The following is a 16,763-nucleotide window of genomic DNA, read 5'->3' as shown; positions in this document are numbered from 1 at the left end:
GGCGGACAACAACGTAAAGGCCTCGCAAGGCGAGGCGCGGACACACGACTCTCCGGACTTAGATCAGAAAGCAGACGTGCGCCTTGTACAGGGGCACACGGGCTGCGGGCGTTCCCCGGTGGGACACGCGGACCGCCGGCGTCAGGGCCGGGCGGGACTCGAACTTCACAAAATAGGATTCAACCCGGGCCGGCGGGGTGGGCGCGACCCGGCGGGCCTCGATGCGCTGGACGGCCGAAACCTGGAGCGTCGGCGTGCTCGGGCAGGCCGTGGCGGCAGGGGCGCAATCGGGCATGCCACAGGTGCCCGCCGGGCCCTCGCAGCAACAGCAGGCCTCGTCCTGAGCGAACGGCGAAACCACCGGCGACACCTGCGCGAACGCGGTGCCGAAGACGGCGATCAGGAGCCAGACGAGGCGCTTCATGAGCCGGGATAGTTGCGCCGGTGAGGCCGGCGCGCAACGGGATATTCCGTCATCGCCAGCCAATGCGAAGGCTTGGCCAAGAAATGCGAATGCGGTCCCAGGCGGCCGGGGAGGTTACCACCCGTTGACCCGGAAGAGGTTGGGCTCGGCCGGGGGGCGCCCGGTCACTCCGCTTTCCCGGAGGCCGCCAAGGCGGCCACGGCTGGGCGCGGCGGGTTGGCGAGGGTCTTTTTGGTCTTGGCTATCGTGATGAGGGCCACGCCGGCGATGATAATGGTGGCGGCCAGGAAGAGGCGCGGGCTCAGGGGCTCGTGCAGCACCAACCAGCCGAGGAAGACGGCGACGACGGGATTGACGTAGGCGTAGGTCGAGACCCGGGCGGGCGTGCTGTGCTTCATCAGCCACGTGAAGGTGCTGAAACCGATCAGCGATCCGAAGACAACGAGGTAGGCCCAGGCGAGGACCGAACGGCTGGTGATCAGCGCGGGATCGAAGCGGCCCAGTTCGCCGGTCGCGAAGCTGGCGAGCAGGAGCCAGCCGCTGCCGCAGATCATCTGGATGCCTGAGGCGGTGAAGGGTTCGGCGGGGTCGCGCGTGTAGCGCATGATCATCATGCCCACGCCCCAGAAGAAGGTGGCGCCGAGCAAGCCGAGCAGACGCCAGGGATCCAAGCTGCCCACGCCGGTGGCCATCACGTCGGGGGCGACGAGGATGGCCAGGCCGATGAAGCCGAGTGCGAGGCCGGCAAAGGTCAGGGCGTTCGGGCGGGTGCCGCGGGAACCGTCCTTGGACCACGTGTGGACGGCCCAGTCCATCAGGACGATGAACACCGGGCCCGCGGAGATGATGAGCGTGGCGATGCCGGAGGGCACCTTCTCTTCGGCCCACGACACGAGACCGTTGCCACCCAGGCACAGGAAGCCGCCGATGATGGCGTTGTCACGCCATTGCTTGGGGGTCGCCCGGAAGCCGCGGGTGAGCGCGATGAAGGCCGCCACGATGCCGCCGGCGATGATGAAGCGCGAGCTGGCCATGAGGAAAGCCGGCATGGATTCCACGGCGATGCGGATGCCGAGATACGTGGAACCCCAGATGAGGTAGATCGCGGCGAAGGCAGCGATCAGGGCGGTGCGGGAGGGAGCGCTCAAGGGAAGGAAGAAGGATGAATTAAGAAGGACGAAACCTGAGGACCTAGCGCCGGGCGCCGCCGTCGTTGGTCCAGTGGTATTCCATGTAGGCGGCGGTTTTTTGGGCGGTGGCCACGCCATGGAGGCGGGCCACCAGATGCAGGGACAGGTCGATGCCGGCCGAGATGCCGGCGGCGGTCAGTACGCGGTCGGCTTCGGTGAAGCGGACGTCCTCGCGCACGGTGGCGGTGGGCTCGAGGGCCCGCAGTTGGTCGAAACATTCGTAGTGCGTCGTCGCGGGCAGGCCGGCGAGCAGACCGGCCTTGGCGAGCACGAGCGAACCGGTGCAGACCGAGGCGACCAGTTCGCACTTGGGGGCCTTGCGGCGGATCCAGTCGAGCACGCCGGGCTGATGCAGGAGCGCGCGGGTGCCGTAGCCGCCGGGGACAATCAGCAGATCGGGTTGGGGGACTGATTCCAGGGTGTGCTCCGGGACGACCTTCAGGCCGTTGCGCGCCCGCACGGTCCCGGGATTGAGGCCGACGGTGTGGACCGTGAACAGCTGGTCGCCGGCGAGTTCGCGGGTGACGGAAAACACTTCGAACGGGCCGGCGAAGTCGAGGACCTCGACGTCGTCGAAAAGGAGGATGGCAACGGTGCGCATGGGGGAGGAGTGCAGGGAGAGGGTGGCAGGTGGGATCGTTCTCGTTGTCGTAAACTTGGATGGGGGAGAAAGATTAGGATTAAGAGAACGAGAACGATAGGAGGAGGAAGGGCGGAAAACGGGCAGGGGATTTTGCCGGAGCTGGTTGGCGAGCGATGCTTTGAGGTCGCCTGTAAACAGGCTCCGACAAAGAAAACCCGCTCACAGCTGCTGCTTGATGAGGTCGCCGAGGGTGCGCAGGGCGGCGTCGATCTCGTCGGACCAGGGCACGCTGCAACTCATGCGCAGGCAGTGCTTGTAGCGGTCCTTGAGGGTGAAGAGGGAACCCGGCGCGATGTTGATGCGTTTGTTCAAGGCGTCCTTGCGCAGGCGGAGCGCGTCCACTTTCGCGGGCAGTTCCACCCAGATGAAGTTGCCGCCCTGGGGCCGGCTGTAGCGCGTGCCCTCGGGGAAGTACTTCTGCATGCCCTGCGCGAAGAGATGCAGGTCCTGATGGTAGGCGCGCCGCAGCGACCGCAGGTGGTGGTCGTAGCCGCCGTCGCGCAGGAACTCGGCGATCGCCTTCTGCAGGACGAGCGGCGTGCCCATGGTGTTGGTGAACTTGAGGCGGCGCACGCGCTCGAGGTAGCGGCCGGGCGCCGTCCAGCCGACGTGGAAGCCGGGGGCGAGGGTCTTGCCGAACGAAGAGCAGAGGAGGACCCGGCCGTCCTTGTCCCAGGCCTTGAGCGGCTTGGGGCGGACCTCGCCGAAGTGGGTGTCGCCGTAGATGTCGTCCTCGATGACGGGGAGGTCGTACTCGCACAGCAGGTCGTAGAGGCGCTGCTTCTTCTCGTCGGGCATGACGGAGCCGAGCGGGTTGTGGAGCCCGGGCATGACCATGACGGCCTTGATGTCGTTCTGCTCGATGGCGGTGCGGAGCGCGTCGAGGCACATCCCCTCGCGCGACGAGGTGGGGATCTCCAGGGCGCGCAGGTTGAGGCTCTGGATGATCTCGAGGAAACCAAAGTACGCGGGCGTCTCGATGGCCACGGTGTCACCGGGCTTGGTGACGGCGCGCAGGCAGAGGTTCAGGGCCTCGGTGCAACCGGTGGAGACGACGAGCTCGTCGTGGGCAAGGGGCACGCCGGCCTGGAGGTAGCGGCGCGCGATCTCGCGGGCGAGGGGCTCGTACCCGCGGTTGAGGCTGGAGCGGACCAGCAGCGCGGGGTCGCGCCGCGCGACCGAGCCGAGGATGCGGGCGAGCTTCTTGGTCGGGAAGAGGCTGTGGTGCGGGCAGGCCGAGCCGAAGGGGATGTAATCGGCATTCTGGGCGTAGTCCATGACCTCGGCGGTCAGGTCGTTGACGCCGACGTAGGAGGGCTTGGCCATGGGCTTGGCCATGCGGGGCTCGGGCGCCAGGCTGGGTGGGCGGGGGCGAACGTAGTAACCGGACTGGGGCCGGGCCTCAAGGAAGCCGCGGTTTTCCAGCACGGTGTAGGCTTGGAGGACGGTGGCGATGCTCACGTCGCGCTGGCGGGACATGATGCGGACCGATGGCACGCGATGGCCGGGACGCAGCGTGCCCTGCTCGACGAGATGCTGGAGGGAATCGGCCAGCTCGACGTAGAGCGGGCGGGAATCGGCGCGGGTGGGGGCGACGGGCTTGGGGGGGGCGGTCTCGATCATGGCGTGGAAGGATGCGGCCCGGACTATAGCGGAACCGGCGTCCGCCCAGTAGCCCCAGCCGGCTCAGATTGAAACCAGCACAGTTGCTGTAAATCAATTCTGTAACCGTGACAATTTTCCCAGAAGCGGGACGGGCGGGTGCTGCACCACCCCGCGGGCGGGGTTCCGCGCTCGCCAGCGCCAGGGCGGTCCGGCGACCTCGCCGTGAGGGACGCTTTAGAAGCGGCCGGTCAGACCCAAAGTGAAGAAGCCGGCGGCGTCCCCGTTGAGCACATAGCCCCGGTCGAAGTAATCGAATTTTTGGTCGGTAATGAGCCCCGCTTCCGCGTTGAGGGAAAACGTTCTGTTGAGGCGCCAGTCGGCCGAGAGGCCGACGCGGATCTCGTGGAAATTAAGCGTGGTGTCGTCGAGGCGGGGGCCGGCGGAGACCGGGCGCGGGTCGCGCGCGATGTGGAAGCTGCCACCCGGCACGGAGAGCCCGAGCGTCCATTTCAGATCAGGGGTAGCGGCGTAGCTCACGCCGGCGCGCGGCATGCCGAGGGAGAATTCCCAATCCGGGGCGAATTTCCAATTCACGCCGATGAAGGGGATGACCGGCCGGTCGGCCAGCCCGTCGACGCGCAAGCCGAAGGCCCAGGCGAGGGTGGGGCTGCGGAGCCAGGTGGCGAGCAGGAGGAGCGGGGCGTTAAAGGCGTCGCCGCTGTCGCCCTTCAGGTCGCCATACAGACCTGGGCTGAGGTTGCCGATGAGCAGCCATTCCCGGCCCAGGCGGTGGCTGGCGCCGAGGGCGAGGGCAATTTCCTGCAGCGTGCCGGGTACGGCCGAGGCGGCGGGCCGCTGGAAGTCGAAGCGATTCCAATCCAGCCCGTAGGTGAAGCGGGTGACGGAAGAGAGCGGGACCGAGCTGCGCCAGGACAGCTGGGTCGCATCGACGGCGACCGAACCGACATTGGTGCCGCGAAGGGCCAAGGCGTTATCCGCGGACCGCGAGTATAGCACGGTGAACTCGGCCCCGGGCACCGGGGCGGGCTGGGCGTGGACGGTGACCAGCCCGAGACACAGCAGGGAGAGGGGGCGAAGCAGCGAAGGCAGGCTCATGGTGACAGGCATACGGGCCAAAGGAGCCGGCGTATGCAAAAATTCGCGGGCCGGTGGTTCAGACCGCGATCTCGCCCTTGAGGTAGAGCACGGCATGGCCGGCGATTTTGACGCGGTCGCCGGCTTGCTCGCACCACAGTTCGCCGCCGCGGGCGGAGAGCTGGCGGGCGTGCAGCTTGGTTTTGCCGAGGCGGGCGGCCCAATAAGGCGTGAGCACGCAGTGGGCGCTGCCGGTCACGGGGTCCTCGGGCACGCCGACACGCGGCGCGAAGAAGCGGGAGACAAAGTCGCAGTCCTCCCCGGGCGCGGTCACGATGGTGCCATATTGCTCGAGGGTGGCGAGGGCGCCAAAATCGGGGCGCAGGGCGCGGACCTCGGCCGCAGTGTTAAAGACGGCGAGGTTGGCCTGGGCCTGGGCGTAGTAGGCGGGGGTGGCGCCGAGGCCCTGCACCAGCGCCGCGGGTGGCGGCACGGGCAACGCGGGGCGCGCGGGAAAATCGAGCTCGATTTTCCCGTCGGGTAGACGCCGAACGGGCAGCGGGCCCGAGCGGGAATCGAAGGTGATGACGGGGCCGCTGAACCCAAGGGCGGTGAAGAGGGTGAAGGCGGTGGCGACGGTCGCATGGCCGCAGAGATCCACCTCGGCGCCGGGGGTGAACCAGCGCAGGTGGTAGCGCCCCGCGCCGACGGGGACAAAGAAGGCGGTCTCGGCCAGGCCGTTCTCGAAGGCGATGCGCTGCATCAGCCCGTCCGGCAACCAGGTGTCGAGCGGGACGACGGCGGCGGGATTGCCGGTGAAGACCTGCGAGGCGAAGGCGTCGATCCAATAGAGGGGCAGTTTCATGGCGGAATGGGTGGGCGGGACGAGGGACGGCTGGTCGGGTGGGGGCGCGGTCCGACACGCTGGGGTGCCCCGGTCGCGTTGGCGAATGCGTTCCGGTTGTGCCGGCGGACGATGGCTGGGGCTGTGTGGGCGGGGTTTGCGCCTCGACTTCCCCAAGTCGCCCGTCGCAATCTCGGCCGAATCCGCCGCCCGTCCTTCATGATTCCCGGTCACCACATCAGGCACCTCCTCGGCGGGATGTTTATCGGGGGCTGGGTGCTGGCGGCCCAGGCGGCGAACGGCGGGACGGAGCAGGTGGTGCTGCAGCTGCCGTACACCCACCAGTTCCAGTTTGCGGGAGCCTACGTCGCGATTGAGCAGGGTTATTTTCGGGAGGAGGGGCTGGAGGTGGTGGTGCGGCAGACTTCCGAGCAGCATCACGCGCCCTTGGAGGAAGTGGGGGCCGGCAAGGCGGATTTCGGCATTGCGCAGGGGCCGCAGCTGATTGCCGGGCGCTTGGAAGGCCAGGACATCGTGGTCCTGGCGGCCATCATGCAGCATTCCCCGCAGGTGCTGGTCACCCGGGAGGAGCATGATCTCCGGAATCCCCATGATCTCGTGGGTCGGCGCGTTGCCATCGACCAGACCTCACTGCAATCCGAGGTCCGCCTGATGCTGGAGCGTGAGGGGGTGGGCTACGACCGGATCACGGTCGTGCCCAATACCTGGGAACGCAACGAGCTGATCGATGGCACGGCCGACGCCATGAGCGTGTTTGTCATCGACATGCCCTATGCGATGAAACGCGCGGGAATGCGCGTCCATGTCATCCGACCCGCGGACTACGGGGTGGATTTCTACGGGGACTGTCTTTTCACCAGCGGCCTCACCGCCCGCACGCGGCCGGAGCTCGTGGCGGGCATGCGCCGGGCGCTGTTGCGCGGTTGGAGTCATGCGCTCCAGCACCCCGACGAGACGGTGAACCTGATCATGGCCCGCTATCCGGCGGGCGTCGTGCTGCAGCAGCGGGCCGAACCGGACCGGGAGGCGCTGGTCTATGAGGCGGGCCAGATGGCCATGCTGATCAGTGCGGACCTGATCGAGCTGGGCCGGGTCAATCCCGGCCGCTGGTCGCGCATGGCGGAGGTGATCCACGGTTATGACGGGACGGGGAGCCTGGACCGGATTGAGGGCATGCTTTATGTGCCCCCCCTCGACCGCTTCCAGCGGCTCCAACAGATCGCGCCCTGGCTGTTGTGGGGCTTGGCCGCCGCGGTGGTCGTGGCGGTGGGGGCCGTGCTGACCAGCCGTCGGTTGCAGTCCCTGGTGGCGCGGCGCACCGAGGAGCTCCGCGAGTCGGAGCAGCGCCAGCGCGAGTATTTCGATTATGCCCCAGCCCCGATCGTGATCGAGGACTACACCGCCTTGGAGCCGGAGCTGCGGCGGCTGCGCGAGGCCGGCGTCACGGACCTGCGCGCCCACCTGCAGGCCCGGCCCGAGCTGCTGCGGGGGCTGCACCGGCTGAAGCGCATCGTCGCGGCCAATCGCCAGACGCTCGCCCGGAACGGGTTCGTCACGGTCGAGGACATGGACCGCAACCTGCCGGACATCATGACCGAGCAGGGCTACCAGCAATTCCAGGAGGAGCTGACCGCCCTCTGGGACGGGCGGGACCAGCTGACCCTGGAAACCAGCTACGTGGTGAAGGGCGGCGAGCGCCTCCACGCCTTGCTTAACTGGGAGGTGGGGCGCCGGCCCGACGGCCGGCGCGACCTGTCCAACGTCCGGCTCGTCTTCACTGAGATCACGTCCCTCCGACGGGCGGAGCTGGCCCTGCGCGCCAGTGAGGAGCGTTACCGGATGTTGTTCGAGGAGGCCCCGCTGGCGGTGGTGGAGTTCGACCACGCAGCGCTGGGCCCGTGGTTCGATGAGCTGCGCGCCCGGGGTGTGACGGACCTCGCGGCCCACCTCGCCGCACATCCCGAGGATCGCGAACCGCTGATCGCGCGGTCGCCCCTGGTGGATGCCAACCAGTCCACGCTGCGGCTGATGGGCGCGCGGTCCAAGGCGGAGCTGGTCGCCCGCTTGCGCGACGTCTACACGGAAAGCACCCGCCAGGCGCGCTGCGACAACGCCGCACGCATGTGGCAGGGGATCTTTCATGGCAGCGGCGAATTCGAGGTCCGGCGGCTGGACGGGGAGCGTCGTACGCTGGCCTTCCACTGGCGGATGCTGGGCGCGCAGGACCGGGCGAACTTCGGCCGCACCCAGACCGTGCTGGTGGACATCACCGAGAAGCTGGCGGCGGAGCGCGCGCTGCGGGAGAGCGAGACACGCTACCGCGAACTGTTCGAGCAGGCGGTCGGCGGGATCTATCGTTCGACGCCGGAGGGGCAGTTCCTGACCGTGAACCCCGCTCTCGCGCGCATGTTCGGCTTCGTGCGGGCGGAGGAGATGATCGCCTGGGCCGAGCAACACGCCGCGCAATCGCTGTATGTGAAACCAGGCCGGCGCGATGAATTCCGGACGGCGTTCGGGCCGGCCGGACAGCTGAACGATTTCGAGTCGGAAGTGCTGGTGCGCGACGGCCGCACGATCTGGATCTCGGAGGACGCGCGCGAGGTGCGCGATGCCTCCGGCCGGTTGCTCTATTACGAGGGGTTCGTGGCTGACATCACCGCCCGGCTCCAGCTGGAGGCTGAGATGGGCCGCGCCTCCAAGCTGGAGGCCGTGGGCATCCTCGCCGGCGGGATCGCCCATGATTTCAACAACATCCTCACCGTGGTGCTGGGCAACGTCACGCTGGCCGAGGCCGACACCGAGGCGGACAGCGCGATCAGCGCGCGGCTGGCCGACGCGCGGCGGGCCACCTTGCGCGCGCGCGACCTCACGTTGCAGCTGCTAACCTTTGCCAAGGGGGGCGAGCCGCTGAAGGCGGCCGTCGAGCTGCCGGAACTGCTCCGGGAATCGGCCGCCTTCGCCCTGCACGGGGCCAAGGCCCGCGCCGACTTCAAGATCGCCCCCGGACTCTGGCCCGTGAATGCGGACAAGGGCCAGCTCGGCCAGGTGGTGCAGAACCTCGTGATCAACGCCGTGCAGGCGATGCCGGGCGGCGGCCTGGTCGTGCTGACCGCCGACAACGCGGAAGTGGGTGGCGATGACGCCGGGGTGCTGCCGCTCGCGCCGGGTCGCTACGTCCGGTTGAGCGTGGCGGACAACGGCGTCGGGATCGCCCGCGAGCACCTGGCGAAGATCTTCGATCCGTATTTCACCACCAAGACCCAGGGCAGCGGGTTGGGACTGGCCACGGTGTATTCCATCATCCGCAAGCACGGTGGTTATATCCATGCCGAGTCCGAGCCGGGCCAGGGCACGGTGTTCCGCTGCTGGTTGCCCGCGGGTGGCACGCCGGCCGCGGGTGCCGGCCCGGCCGAGCCGGAGCCCCCCGCCCCGCGCCGGGCCCGCGTGTTGTTCATGGATGACGAGGAGCCGATCCGCAGCATGGCCACGATCTTCATGGACCGGCTGGGCTTCGAATGCGAGACGGCGGCGGACGGCGCCGAGGCGCTGCGCAAATACCGGGAGGCGAGGGAGGCCGGCCGCGCTTACGATGCGGTGGTGATGGATCTCACCGTGCCGGGAGGCATGGGTGGGCGCGAGGCGATGGAGCATCTGCGCCGGCTCGATCCGGAGGTGCGGGTGATCGTATCCAGCGGCTATTCGCGCGATCCGGTCATGGCGAACCACCGGGCTCATGGCTTCAAGGCCGTGCTGCCGAAACCTTATGGTCTGGCGGAATTGGGCAAGTCCATGAACGAGGTGCTCGAGCGGCCGGATGGCGCGGCCTAGGATTTTGACATTCTTTTTGGTGCACAAAACCACGGAGCCTGGGTCGGTGGAGATCATGCATAACCAAACCCACCCTGCCCGGAAGTTCCCGTCCCTGCGCCTGCTGGCCGCCTTGCTGGCGTTGGCCGTCTGGCCCGCGCTCAGCGGTTGCGTGGTCATCGCGGCCGGTGCCGTCGGGGCTGGGGCTGTGGCCTTCGTGCGGGGTGAGCTGGCCACCAACGTGGAGCACGACCTCGATGCCGTGTACCGCGCGGCGCAGACGGTGCTGGCCCGGCAGGAATTCGCCAGGATCGAGGAGCGGAAGAGCGGTCAGGATGCCCAGTTGGTGTACCGCACCGCGCTCGACAAGCGGGTCGAGATCAAACTGGAGAAAGTCACGGCCCGCCTCACCCGGGTAGGGATCCGGGTCGGTCTGGTGGGGGATCAGGTCCTGTCCTTGACCCTGCTCGACCAGATCCGGGCTGAGCTGGAGTGACCCCGGGGCGACGTGGGCTGGTTTTGCGAGGTTGCAATGCCTGGCGGGGACCGTGATAAGCACGCCTTCCCTTCATGTTCCGCAAGCTCCTCTCCAAGATAACCCAGACCTTCAAGCCCGGTGCCAAGCCCGCCGAGGCCGCCAAGTCCACCCCCCCGTCCCGCCCGGCGCGGCCAGGCGGCCGCGACAGTCACCCGCGTCAGGATCGCAAGCCGGCCCCCGCGGCCGCAGCCCCCCGCGCCGCCGCGGCTGGTCAGCCCCGGCCGACGCCGGCGGCCCCCGGCTTGCGGCCCGGGCCCCCCAGCCGCTGCCCGAGGTGCCGAAAATGGACACGACTTTCACGGCGCTCGGTCTTGGCGACCGCATCGCCTACGCGGTGCAGCAGAAGGGTTACGAGAACCCGACGCCGATCCAGGCTCAGGCCATCCCGGTGGTGTTGGCGGGCAAGGATGTGATTGGCTCGGCCCAGACTGGCACGGGCAAGACGGCGGCCTTCTCGCTGCCCATTCTCCAGCGCCTCGGCGCCCACGGTCCGATCCGCTGCCTCGTGCTCGAGCCCACGCGCGAGCTCGCGCTGCAGGTCGAGGAGTCCTTCAAGGAGTATTCGAAATACACCGACCTGCGCACCACCGTGATCTACGGCGGCGTCGGATACGGCAAACAGCGCGACGACCTCGCGCGGGGCATGGACATCCTGGTGGCCACGCCCGGTCGCCTGCTCGACTTCATGGAGCAGGGTGAGATCCGCCTCGACCACATCGAGACCCTGGTGCTCGACGAGGTGGACCGCATGCTGGACATGGGTTTCCTCCCCGATGTGAAGCGCATCGTGGCGAAGGTGCCGAAGACGCGGCAGACGCTGTTCTTCACCGCCACGCTCCCGCCCGAGATCGAGCAGCTGGCCGCCTGGGCCCTGCGCGACCCGTTCAAGATCTCCGTGAGCCGCGAGCGTTCCACCGCCGAGACGATCACGCATGCGTTCTACCCCGTGGTGCAGGCGCAGAAGTTCGACCTGCTCGCCCACCTGCTCGAGCAGACGCAGTACCACAGCGTCATCATCTTCTCCCGCACCAAGAGCGGCGCGGACTACGTCGCCAGCCGGCTCAAGCAGGCCGGCCACACCTGTGCCGTGATGCATTCCGACCGCAGCCAGCAGGAGCGCGTCGACGCGCTCAAGGGGTTCAAATCGGGCAAGCACGAGGTGCTGGTCGCCACGGACATCGCGGCCCGCGGCCTCGACATCGCCGACGTGTCGCACGTGATTAACTTCGACGTGCCGGAAAATCCCGAGGACTACGTGCACCGCATCGGCCGCACCGGCCGCGCGCAGAAGACCGGTGACGCTTTCACCCTCGTGACCGAAGAGACGTGGCGCGACGCCCGCAGCATCGAGCGTTTCATCGGCATGAGCATCGAGTGGAAGAAGGTGGAGGGCTTCAACTACACCTACTCGGGCATCTTCGACGGCGGCGGCATGCCGCAGGTCGCCCCGGAGAAGCCGAAGAGCCGCCTGATGCGTGGCGGCCGGCGCTGAGCGGTCACGTTTACCACTCATTTACCGGTACAGGTTTGACCGTCGGTGGGGCATGATTTGCCATGGCGCATGCGACTGACGGGAAAGATCATGGGGCTGTTGTTCCTGCTGGCCGGTTTCGCCCCGGCCATGCTTCGGGCCCAGGTCCTTTATTGGGATGCGAATGGAGCGACCGGTGGAGCGGGGGGTGACGGTACTTGGGACCTTTCCGCGTTCAATTGGTCGACCAGTTCCGCGGGAGACATTAATACCATCCAGTGGATCAACAATCGACCCGCTTGGTTTAACACGGGAGCACCCGCCACCATCACCTTGGGTTCGGGTGTTCAGGCCTCCACCCTGCATTTTGATGGAAACTACTATACGCTCACGGGCGGCACGGAACTGACTCTGACCGGCGGCACAGTTTCTTCCCAGTTTGCGGTCAACCTCAATGCCGCGCTGAACAGCGCCGGCTTGGATTTTGCAGGTGATTTCTACCTCAACACAGCGAGTCCGAATTTGACCGGCGTGATCACGAATACCCACAGCCTGACCTACAACCATCCCGATGCCATCAGCAATGATTCAGGGACGAGCATCCTCAACAAAGGGCAGCTCCGCTTCGATTATGTCAGCGGTGGAAACTTTAGCTACACGGTCAACAACCCCATCACGATCAATGGCATCAATGGCGGCACGATCTACGTTGAATTTGAGATGTCCGGGAGTCGTTCCGTGACGCTGACCGGCCCGATCAGCCTCCTGACGGATGGCCGGCTCTATGGTGGCACAATCAACGATTCTGGCACGGCCCTCCTGGCTGCTTCCGGAGTCATTTCCGGGGTGGGCAGGAATGTGAAAATTGGAGGTGAGGTTGCGCTCTCCGGGGCAAACACGTTCACCGGGAAAGTGATCGTCGGCGACGGGTTCGACGGTCGCGTGAAGGTCGCGACGTTTAACAACGAACTGGCCGCCGGTTCGCTGGGCGCCGGAAGCGGCCTGGAACTCGGCCAGGATCTCGGCCCGGGTTCCGTCTATGACGGCGAAGTGCTGTACACCGGCGGAACCAACACTTCGAACCGTACCATCCAGATATCCGGGAATACGGGCTCGGTCGGGGTTGAGAATAGCGCCAGCACCCTGACGCTGACCGGCGTGATCTCCTCGTCCGGCAGCACCGGTTTGCACGATTTCGAGAAAACGGGCCCGGGTACGCTGGTCCTGACCGGCGACAATACTTTCGACGGAGACACGTACCTCACCAACGGAACCCTCATCATCGGGAATAACAACGCCCTCGGCATCGCCAGTGAGCCTGAGCTGGAGGTCGGCACTTCGCGCACGAGCTACAACGATGATCTCAGCCTTTTGCTGAAGGACGGTGTGACGCTCATGCATTATGTGGATGTCTATAACGAGAATGACGACGGCGGACAGACCACCCTCGGCCTGTATGGCACCGGCAGCGCGACCTTCGCGGAGGAGGTCTACATCCAGCGCAGTGTTATCGTGTCAGTCGGCCCGGGCGGCCAACTCACCTTCAACGAGCTTTTTAGTGACGGTTATGGCGGGGGTGGGATTGGGAAGACGGGAGCCGGCAAGGCGGTGTTCAGCCAGGGCCTGGATCTTCGAGGCGGCGGCATCTTGGTGCAACAGGGGGAAGTTTTGCTGGCTGGAGGCAGTGTGATTTTGGCTGATCCCATTGCGGTCAGTTCCGGCGCGATCCTTTCGGGTGACGTGCCCCTGTCCCACTCGAGCACGACGGAAACCACGGGGGTGGTGCTCGGCAGCGGGGCGACCTTCAGCCCGGGTGATCCCCTCGGCCAATTTAGCACCCCGGCCCTGCAGATGGCGGGCGGCAGCACATTGCATTGGCAACTCGGCGCGCTGACCAGCGCCGACAGCGCGCAATGGGACCGCGTGGCGATCAGCAGCTCCGCCGGCGATGTGCTGGACGTCAACCCGGGCGCGATCCTGACCGTGGACCTCAGCCTGATCGCGATCAGCAGCCGTCCGACCCAACCCGTGCTGACCGCGAATGATCCCTTCTGGCAGATCAGCCAGACCTGGCTGGTGATTGATTTCTCCGGCCTGGGCACCAACCAGCTGACGCCCGGGACGTTGAATCCCCTGCTGGTGAGCAACGGCATCTGGGCCGGCGGCAAATTTGATACGTTTGTGGGTGGCGGGAGCGGGGCGTTTGCCGGCTTCGGCACGGGTGATTTGTACCTGCGCTTCACGCCGGTGCCCGAGCCTTCCACCTGGGCGCTGCTCGCCTTGGGCGGCCTGGCTGTGCTGTGGCCGCGGCTCCGTCGCCGCGCCTGAGGTTTGTGTCACAATCCGGCAACGACCGGATTGAAGCTTGAATCATATGCCTCTCGAGGAATACGAACAGGCATGGAGCTGGTCGAAATCTATGCCTGCCTGTGCGACGTCACCCGTCTGCGTTTGCTGCACGTGCTGGGGCAGGGGCCGCTCTGCGTGTGCCACTTCCAGACGGTGCTCGATGAGCCGCAGGTGAAGATCTCCAAGCACCTCGCCTACCTGCGGGCGCGCGGGTTGGTGGAGGCCACGCGCGAAGGCAAGTGGATGGTCTATGCCCTGCCCGCGAAGGTGGCGCCCGAACTGCGTGCGAACCTCGCTTGTTTGCAGGATTGCGTCCGGGAAAACCCGGTCTTCCGCCACGATCTGGCCCGGCTCCGCCGCCTCGCCCCGCAACCGCCCGCGGCCGGTTCCTGCGGTTGTGCGGCGGTAGCCCGGCGCCGCCCGCGCGCCGCCCGCCCCGTTTCCTCATGAAAAAAGCCCGCATCGCCATCAACGGATTCGGCCGCATCGGCCGCCTCACCTTCCGCGCCGCCTGGGACTGGCCGGAATTCGACTGGGTCCTGATCAACGACCCCAAGGCCGGGGCGGAGGGAGCGGCGCACCTGCTCACGTTTGATTCCGTGCAGGGCCGCTGGCCGCGCGAGGCGGTGGCGGACGGGGCGGATGGCATCCGCATCGGCGAGCACCGCCTCGCCTTCACCGAGCACGCCAAGCCTGGCGAGGTGGACTGGTCGGCCCACGGCGTGGACATCGTGCTGGAGTGCAGCGGCAAGTTTCGCACGCCGGAGCAACTGGCCCCTTATTTTACGCGCGGGGTGAAGAAAGTCATCGTGGCCGCCCCGGTGAAAGGCGGCGATGCCCTGAATATCGTGATGGGCGTCAACGACCACCTCTACGAGCCGGCGCGGCACCACCTGATCACCAACGCCTCCTGCACCACCAACTGCCTGGCGCCGGTGGTGAAGGTGATCCATGAGGGGCTGGGCATCGAACACGGGGCCATCACCACGGTGCATGACGCCACCAACACACAGACCATCATCGATGCCCCGCACAAGGACCTGCGTCGCGCCCGCGCGGCCGGACTCTCGCTGATCCCCACGACCACCGGCAGCGCCACGGCCATCGGGCTCATCTATCCGGAATTGCTGGGCCGGCTCAACGGTCACGCCATTCGCGTGCCGCTCCTGACGGGCTCGCTCACGGATTGCGTGTTCCAGGTCAAACGCGACACCACGGTGGAGGAGGTGAACGCGCTGCTCCGCGCCGCCAGCGAAACCGGTCCGCTCCGGGGCATCCTCGGCTACGAGACGAGGCCCCTCGTCTCCATCGATTTCAAGGGCAACCCCGCCTCTGCGACGATCGACGCCCTCTCCACGATGGTGGTGAACAAGCGTCTCGTGAAGATCTACGCTTGGTATGACAACGAGTGGGGCTATTCCAATCGCATGGCGGAACTGACCCGCAAAGTCGCGGCCGCGCTTTAATCCGGCACCGACCGCTTCGCCTCCGTTCGTGAACCTGCGTCACTACAGCCTCGTCACCGGCGCCTACTGGGCCTTCACGCTCACGGACGGCGCCCTGCGCATGCTCGTGCTGCTGCACTTCGCGCGCTTGGGTTACAGCCCGGTTCAACTGGCCTTCCTGTTTCTCCTGTACGAATTCTGCGGCATCCTCACGAACCTGCTGGGGGGCTGGTTGGCGAGCCGCATGGGATTACGGATCACGCTGCTCGCGGGCCTTTTTCTGCAGGTGACGGCCCTGGGTTTGCTGGCCGGGCTCAATCCCGCGTGGCCCGAGGCCTGGTCGGTGGCCTGGGTGATGGGGGCCCAGGCGCTGTCGGGCATCGCCAAGGACCTGACCAAGATGAGTTCAAAGAGCGCCATCAAGGTCCTCGTGCCGGCCGATGCGCGCGGCACGCTGTTCCGGTGGGTGGCGGTGCTCACCGGTTCGAAGAACGCGCTCAAGGGAGTCGGATTCTTTCTCGGTGGGTGGCTGCTCGTGGGGCTCGGCTACACGGGGGCCCTGCTGGCGATGGCCGGCGGGCTGCTCGCGGTCTGGCTGGTCGCCTGGGCATCGTTGCCGGCGGAATTGGGCAAGGCGAAGACGAAGGTGGGATTCTCCCAGCTCTTCGCCAAAAGCCGGGCGATCAATGTGCTGTCCGCCGCGCGTCTGTTCCTGTTTGGGGCGCGCGACATTTGGTTTGTGGTCGGCGTACCGGTGTTCCTGAGCACGACGCTGGGTTGGAGCGGGGCGCAGGTCGGCGGCTTCATGGCCAGCTGGGTCATCGGCTACGGCGTGATCCAGTCCGGGGCCCCGGCCCTGCTGCGCGGACGGGTGCCGGCCGGCGGGACCGCGGCGCTCGCGGGCTTCCTGCTGGCTGCGGTGGCCGCGGTTATCCCGCTCCTGCTCGCGGCCGGTCTGGCGCCCGGCCCCGTGATGGTCGGAGGGCTCGCGCTCTTCGGCGCCGTGTTCGCGCTGAACTCGGCGATCCACTCCTACCTGATTCTCGACTACACCGACGGCGACAAGGTCGCGCTGAACGTGGGGTTCTACTACATGGCGAACGCCGGCGGGCGGCTGATCGGCTGCCTGCTTTCCGGCGTGCTCTACCAGACGGCGGGCCTGGCCGGTTGCCTGTGGGGAACCTTCGGCTTCGCGGTCGTCGCGGCCGGCATCGCCCTCGCCCTCCCGCGGTCCGCCGCCCACCCCGAACGACTCGCCGCTTCGGAAAGGGTGATCGACAGCGACTGAGGAGTCCTTGTTTTCACTGCAAATCAAAGCCCATCAGGTCCTG

At 67.0% G+C, this 16,763-nt stretch carries 13 protein-coding genes; 7 read left to right on the top strand and 6 right to left on the bottom strand.

Annotated features, from left to right (window positions below):
* Window positions 1-58: 58 nt before the first annotated feature.
* The 6 genes from Verru16B_RS03975 to Verru16B_RS03950 form a co-directional block, all read right to left on the bottom strand.
* A complete protein-coding gene (locus Verru16B_RS03975) occupies window positions 59-424 on the bottom strand; it encodes a hypothetical protein (RefSeq protein WP_069961073.1) in 366 nt (121 codons plus the stop codon).
* A 164-nt stretch (window positions 425-588) separates the two neighbouring features.
* Entirely contained in the window at window positions 589-1,572 is a 984-nt protein-coding gene (locus Verru16B_RS03970; protein ID WP_069961072.1) for an EamA family transporter, read from the bottom strand.
* A 43-nt stretch (window positions 1,573-1,615) separates the two neighbouring features.
* Window positions 1,616-2,215 carry a DJ-1/PfpI family protein gene (locus Verru16B_RS03965; protein WP_069961071.1) on the bottom strand — a complete coding sequence of 200 codons (600 nt, stop codon included), beginning with the start codon at window positions 2,213-2,215 and terminating at the stop codon, window positions 1,616-1,618.
* 201 nt (window positions 2,216-2,416) lie between these two features.
* Window positions 2,417-3,880, bottom strand: a complete 1,464-nt coding sequence (locus Verru16B_RS03960; protein ID WP_069961070.1) for an aminotransferase-like domain-containing protein — start codon at window positions 3,878-3,880, stop codon at window positions 2,417-2,419.
* A 216-nt stretch (window positions 3,881-4,096) separates the two neighbouring features.
* On the bottom strand, window positions 4,097-4,978 hold the full coding sequence (locus Verru16B_RS03955; protein WP_157772188.1) for a DUF6268 family outer membrane beta-barrel protein: 882 nt from the start codon (window positions 4,976-4,978) through the stop codon (window positions 4,097-4,099).
* Window positions 4,979-5,036: 58 nt separating this feature from the next.
* Window positions 5,037-5,822, bottom strand: a complete 786-nt coding sequence (locus Verru16B_RS03950) for a PhzF family phenazine biosynthesis protein (RefSeq protein WP_069961068.1) — start codon at window positions 5,820-5,822, stop codon at window positions 5,037-5,039.
* A 198-nt stretch (window positions 5,823-6,020) separates the two neighbouring features.
* On the opposite strand from Verru16B_RS03950, the gene Verru16B_RS03945 reads away from it, so the two are divergent.
* From Verru16B_RS03945 to arsJ, 7 genes are all read left to right on the top strand, one after another.
* On the top strand, window positions 6,021-9,650 hold the full coding sequence (locus Verru16B_RS03945) for an ABC transporter substrate-binding protein (protein ID WP_169829272.1): 3,630 nt from the start codon (window positions 6,021-6,023) through the stop codon (window positions 9,648-9,650).
* 55 nt (window positions 9,651-9,705) lie between these two features.
* A complete protein-coding gene (locus Verru16B_RS03940; RefSeq protein ID WP_157772186.1) occupies window positions 9,706-10,125 on the top strand; it encodes a DUF3568 family protein in 420 nt (139 codons plus the stop codon).
* A 325-nt stretch (window positions 10,126-10,450) separates the two neighbouring features.
* Complete coding sequence (locus Verru16B_RS03935) at window positions 10,451-11,659, top strand: DEAD/DEAH box helicase (protein WP_069961065.1); 1,209 nt, start codon at window positions 10,451-10,453, stop codon at window positions 11,657-11,659.
* A gap of 69 nt (window positions 11,660-11,728) precedes the next feature.
* Window positions 11,729-13,966, top strand: coding sequence for an autotransporter-associated beta strand repeat-containing protein (locus tag Verru16B_RS03930; RefSeq protein WP_083270084.1), 2,238 nt, complete (start codon window positions 11,729-11,731; stop codon window positions 13,964-13,966).
* A gap of 72 nt (window positions 13,967-14,038) precedes the next feature.
* Window positions 14,039-14,437 carry an ArsR/SmtB family transcription factor gene (locus Verru16B_RS03925; RefSeq protein WP_069961063.1) on the top strand — a complete coding sequence of 133 codons (399 nt, stop codon included), beginning with the start codon at window positions 14,039-14,041 and terminating at the stop codon, window positions 14,435-14,437.
* Window positions 14,434-15,453 carry an ArsJ-associated glyceraldehyde-3-phosphate dehydrogenase gene (locus Verru16B_RS03920; protein ID WP_069961062.1) on the top strand — a complete coding sequence of 340 codons (1,020 nt, stop codon included), beginning with the start codon at window positions 14,434-14,436 and terminating at the stop codon, window positions 15,451-15,453. The genes Verru16B_RS03925 and Verru16B_RS03920 overlap by 4 nt, the downstream gene beginning before the upstream one ends.
* 28 nt (window positions 15,454-15,481) lie before the next feature.
* On the top strand, window positions 15,482-16,720 hold the full coding sequence (gene arsJ / locus Verru16B_RS03915; protein ID WP_069961061.1) for an organoarsenical effux MFS transporter ArsJ: 1,239 nt from the start codon (window positions 15,482-15,484) through the stop codon (window positions 16,718-16,720).
* The last annotated feature ends 43 nt before the right edge of the window (window positions 16,721-16,763 follow it).

Source organism: Lacunisphaera limnophila (assembly GCF_001746835.1).
Classification (GTDB): domain Bacteria; phylum Verrucomicrobiota; class Verrucomicrobiia; order Opitutales; family Opitutaceae; genus Lacunisphaera; species Lacunisphaera limnophila.
This window is presented reverse-complemented; position numbering and strand designations above follow the sequence as displayed.

Coding starts and splice junctions, on each gene's coding strand:
- Verru16B_RS03950 (WP_069961068.1), bottom strand. CDS start 5,822: ATGAAACTGCCCCTCTATTGGATCGACGCCTTCGCCTCGCAGGTCTTC.
- Verru16B_RS03945 (WP_169829272.1), top strand. CDS start 6,021: ATGATTCCCGGTCACCACATCAGGCACCTCCTCGGCGGGATGTTTATC.
- Verru16B_RS03975 (WP_069961073.1), bottom strand. CDS start 424: ATGAAGCGCCTCGTCTGGCTCCTGATCGCCGTCTTCGGCACCGCGTTC.
- Verru16B_RS03965 (WP_069961071.1), bottom strand. CDS start 2,215: ATGCGCACCGTTGCCATCCTCCTTTTCGACGACGTCGAGGTCCTCGAC.
- Verru16B_RS03920 (WP_069961062.1), top strand. CDS start 14,434: ATGAAAAAAGCCCGCATCGCCATCAACGGATTCGGCCGCATCGGCCGC.
- Verru16B_RS03960 (WP_069961070.1), bottom strand. CDS start 3,880: ATGATCGAGACCGCCCCCCCCAAGCCCGTCGCCCCCACCCGCGCCGAT.
- Verru16B_RS03955 (WP_157772188.1), bottom strand. CDS start 4,978: ATGAGCCTGCCTTCGCTGCTTCGCCCCCTCTCCCTGCTGTGTCTCGGG.
- Verru16B_RS03925 (WP_069961063.1), top strand. CDS start 14,039: ATGGAGCTGGTCGAAATCTATGCCTGCCTGTGCGACGTCACCCGTCTG.
- Verru16B_RS03940 (WP_157772186.1), top strand. CDS start 9,706: ATGCATAACCAAACCCACCCTGCCCGGAAGTTCCCGTCCCTGCGCCTG.
- Verru16B_RS03930 (WP_083270084.1), top strand. CDS start 11,729: ATGCGACTGACGGGAAAGATCATGGGGCTGTTGTTCCTGCTGGCCGGT.
- Verru16B_RS03935 (WP_069961065.1), top strand. CDS start 10,451: ATGGACACGACTTTCACGGCGCTCGGTCTTGGCGACCGCATCGCCTAC.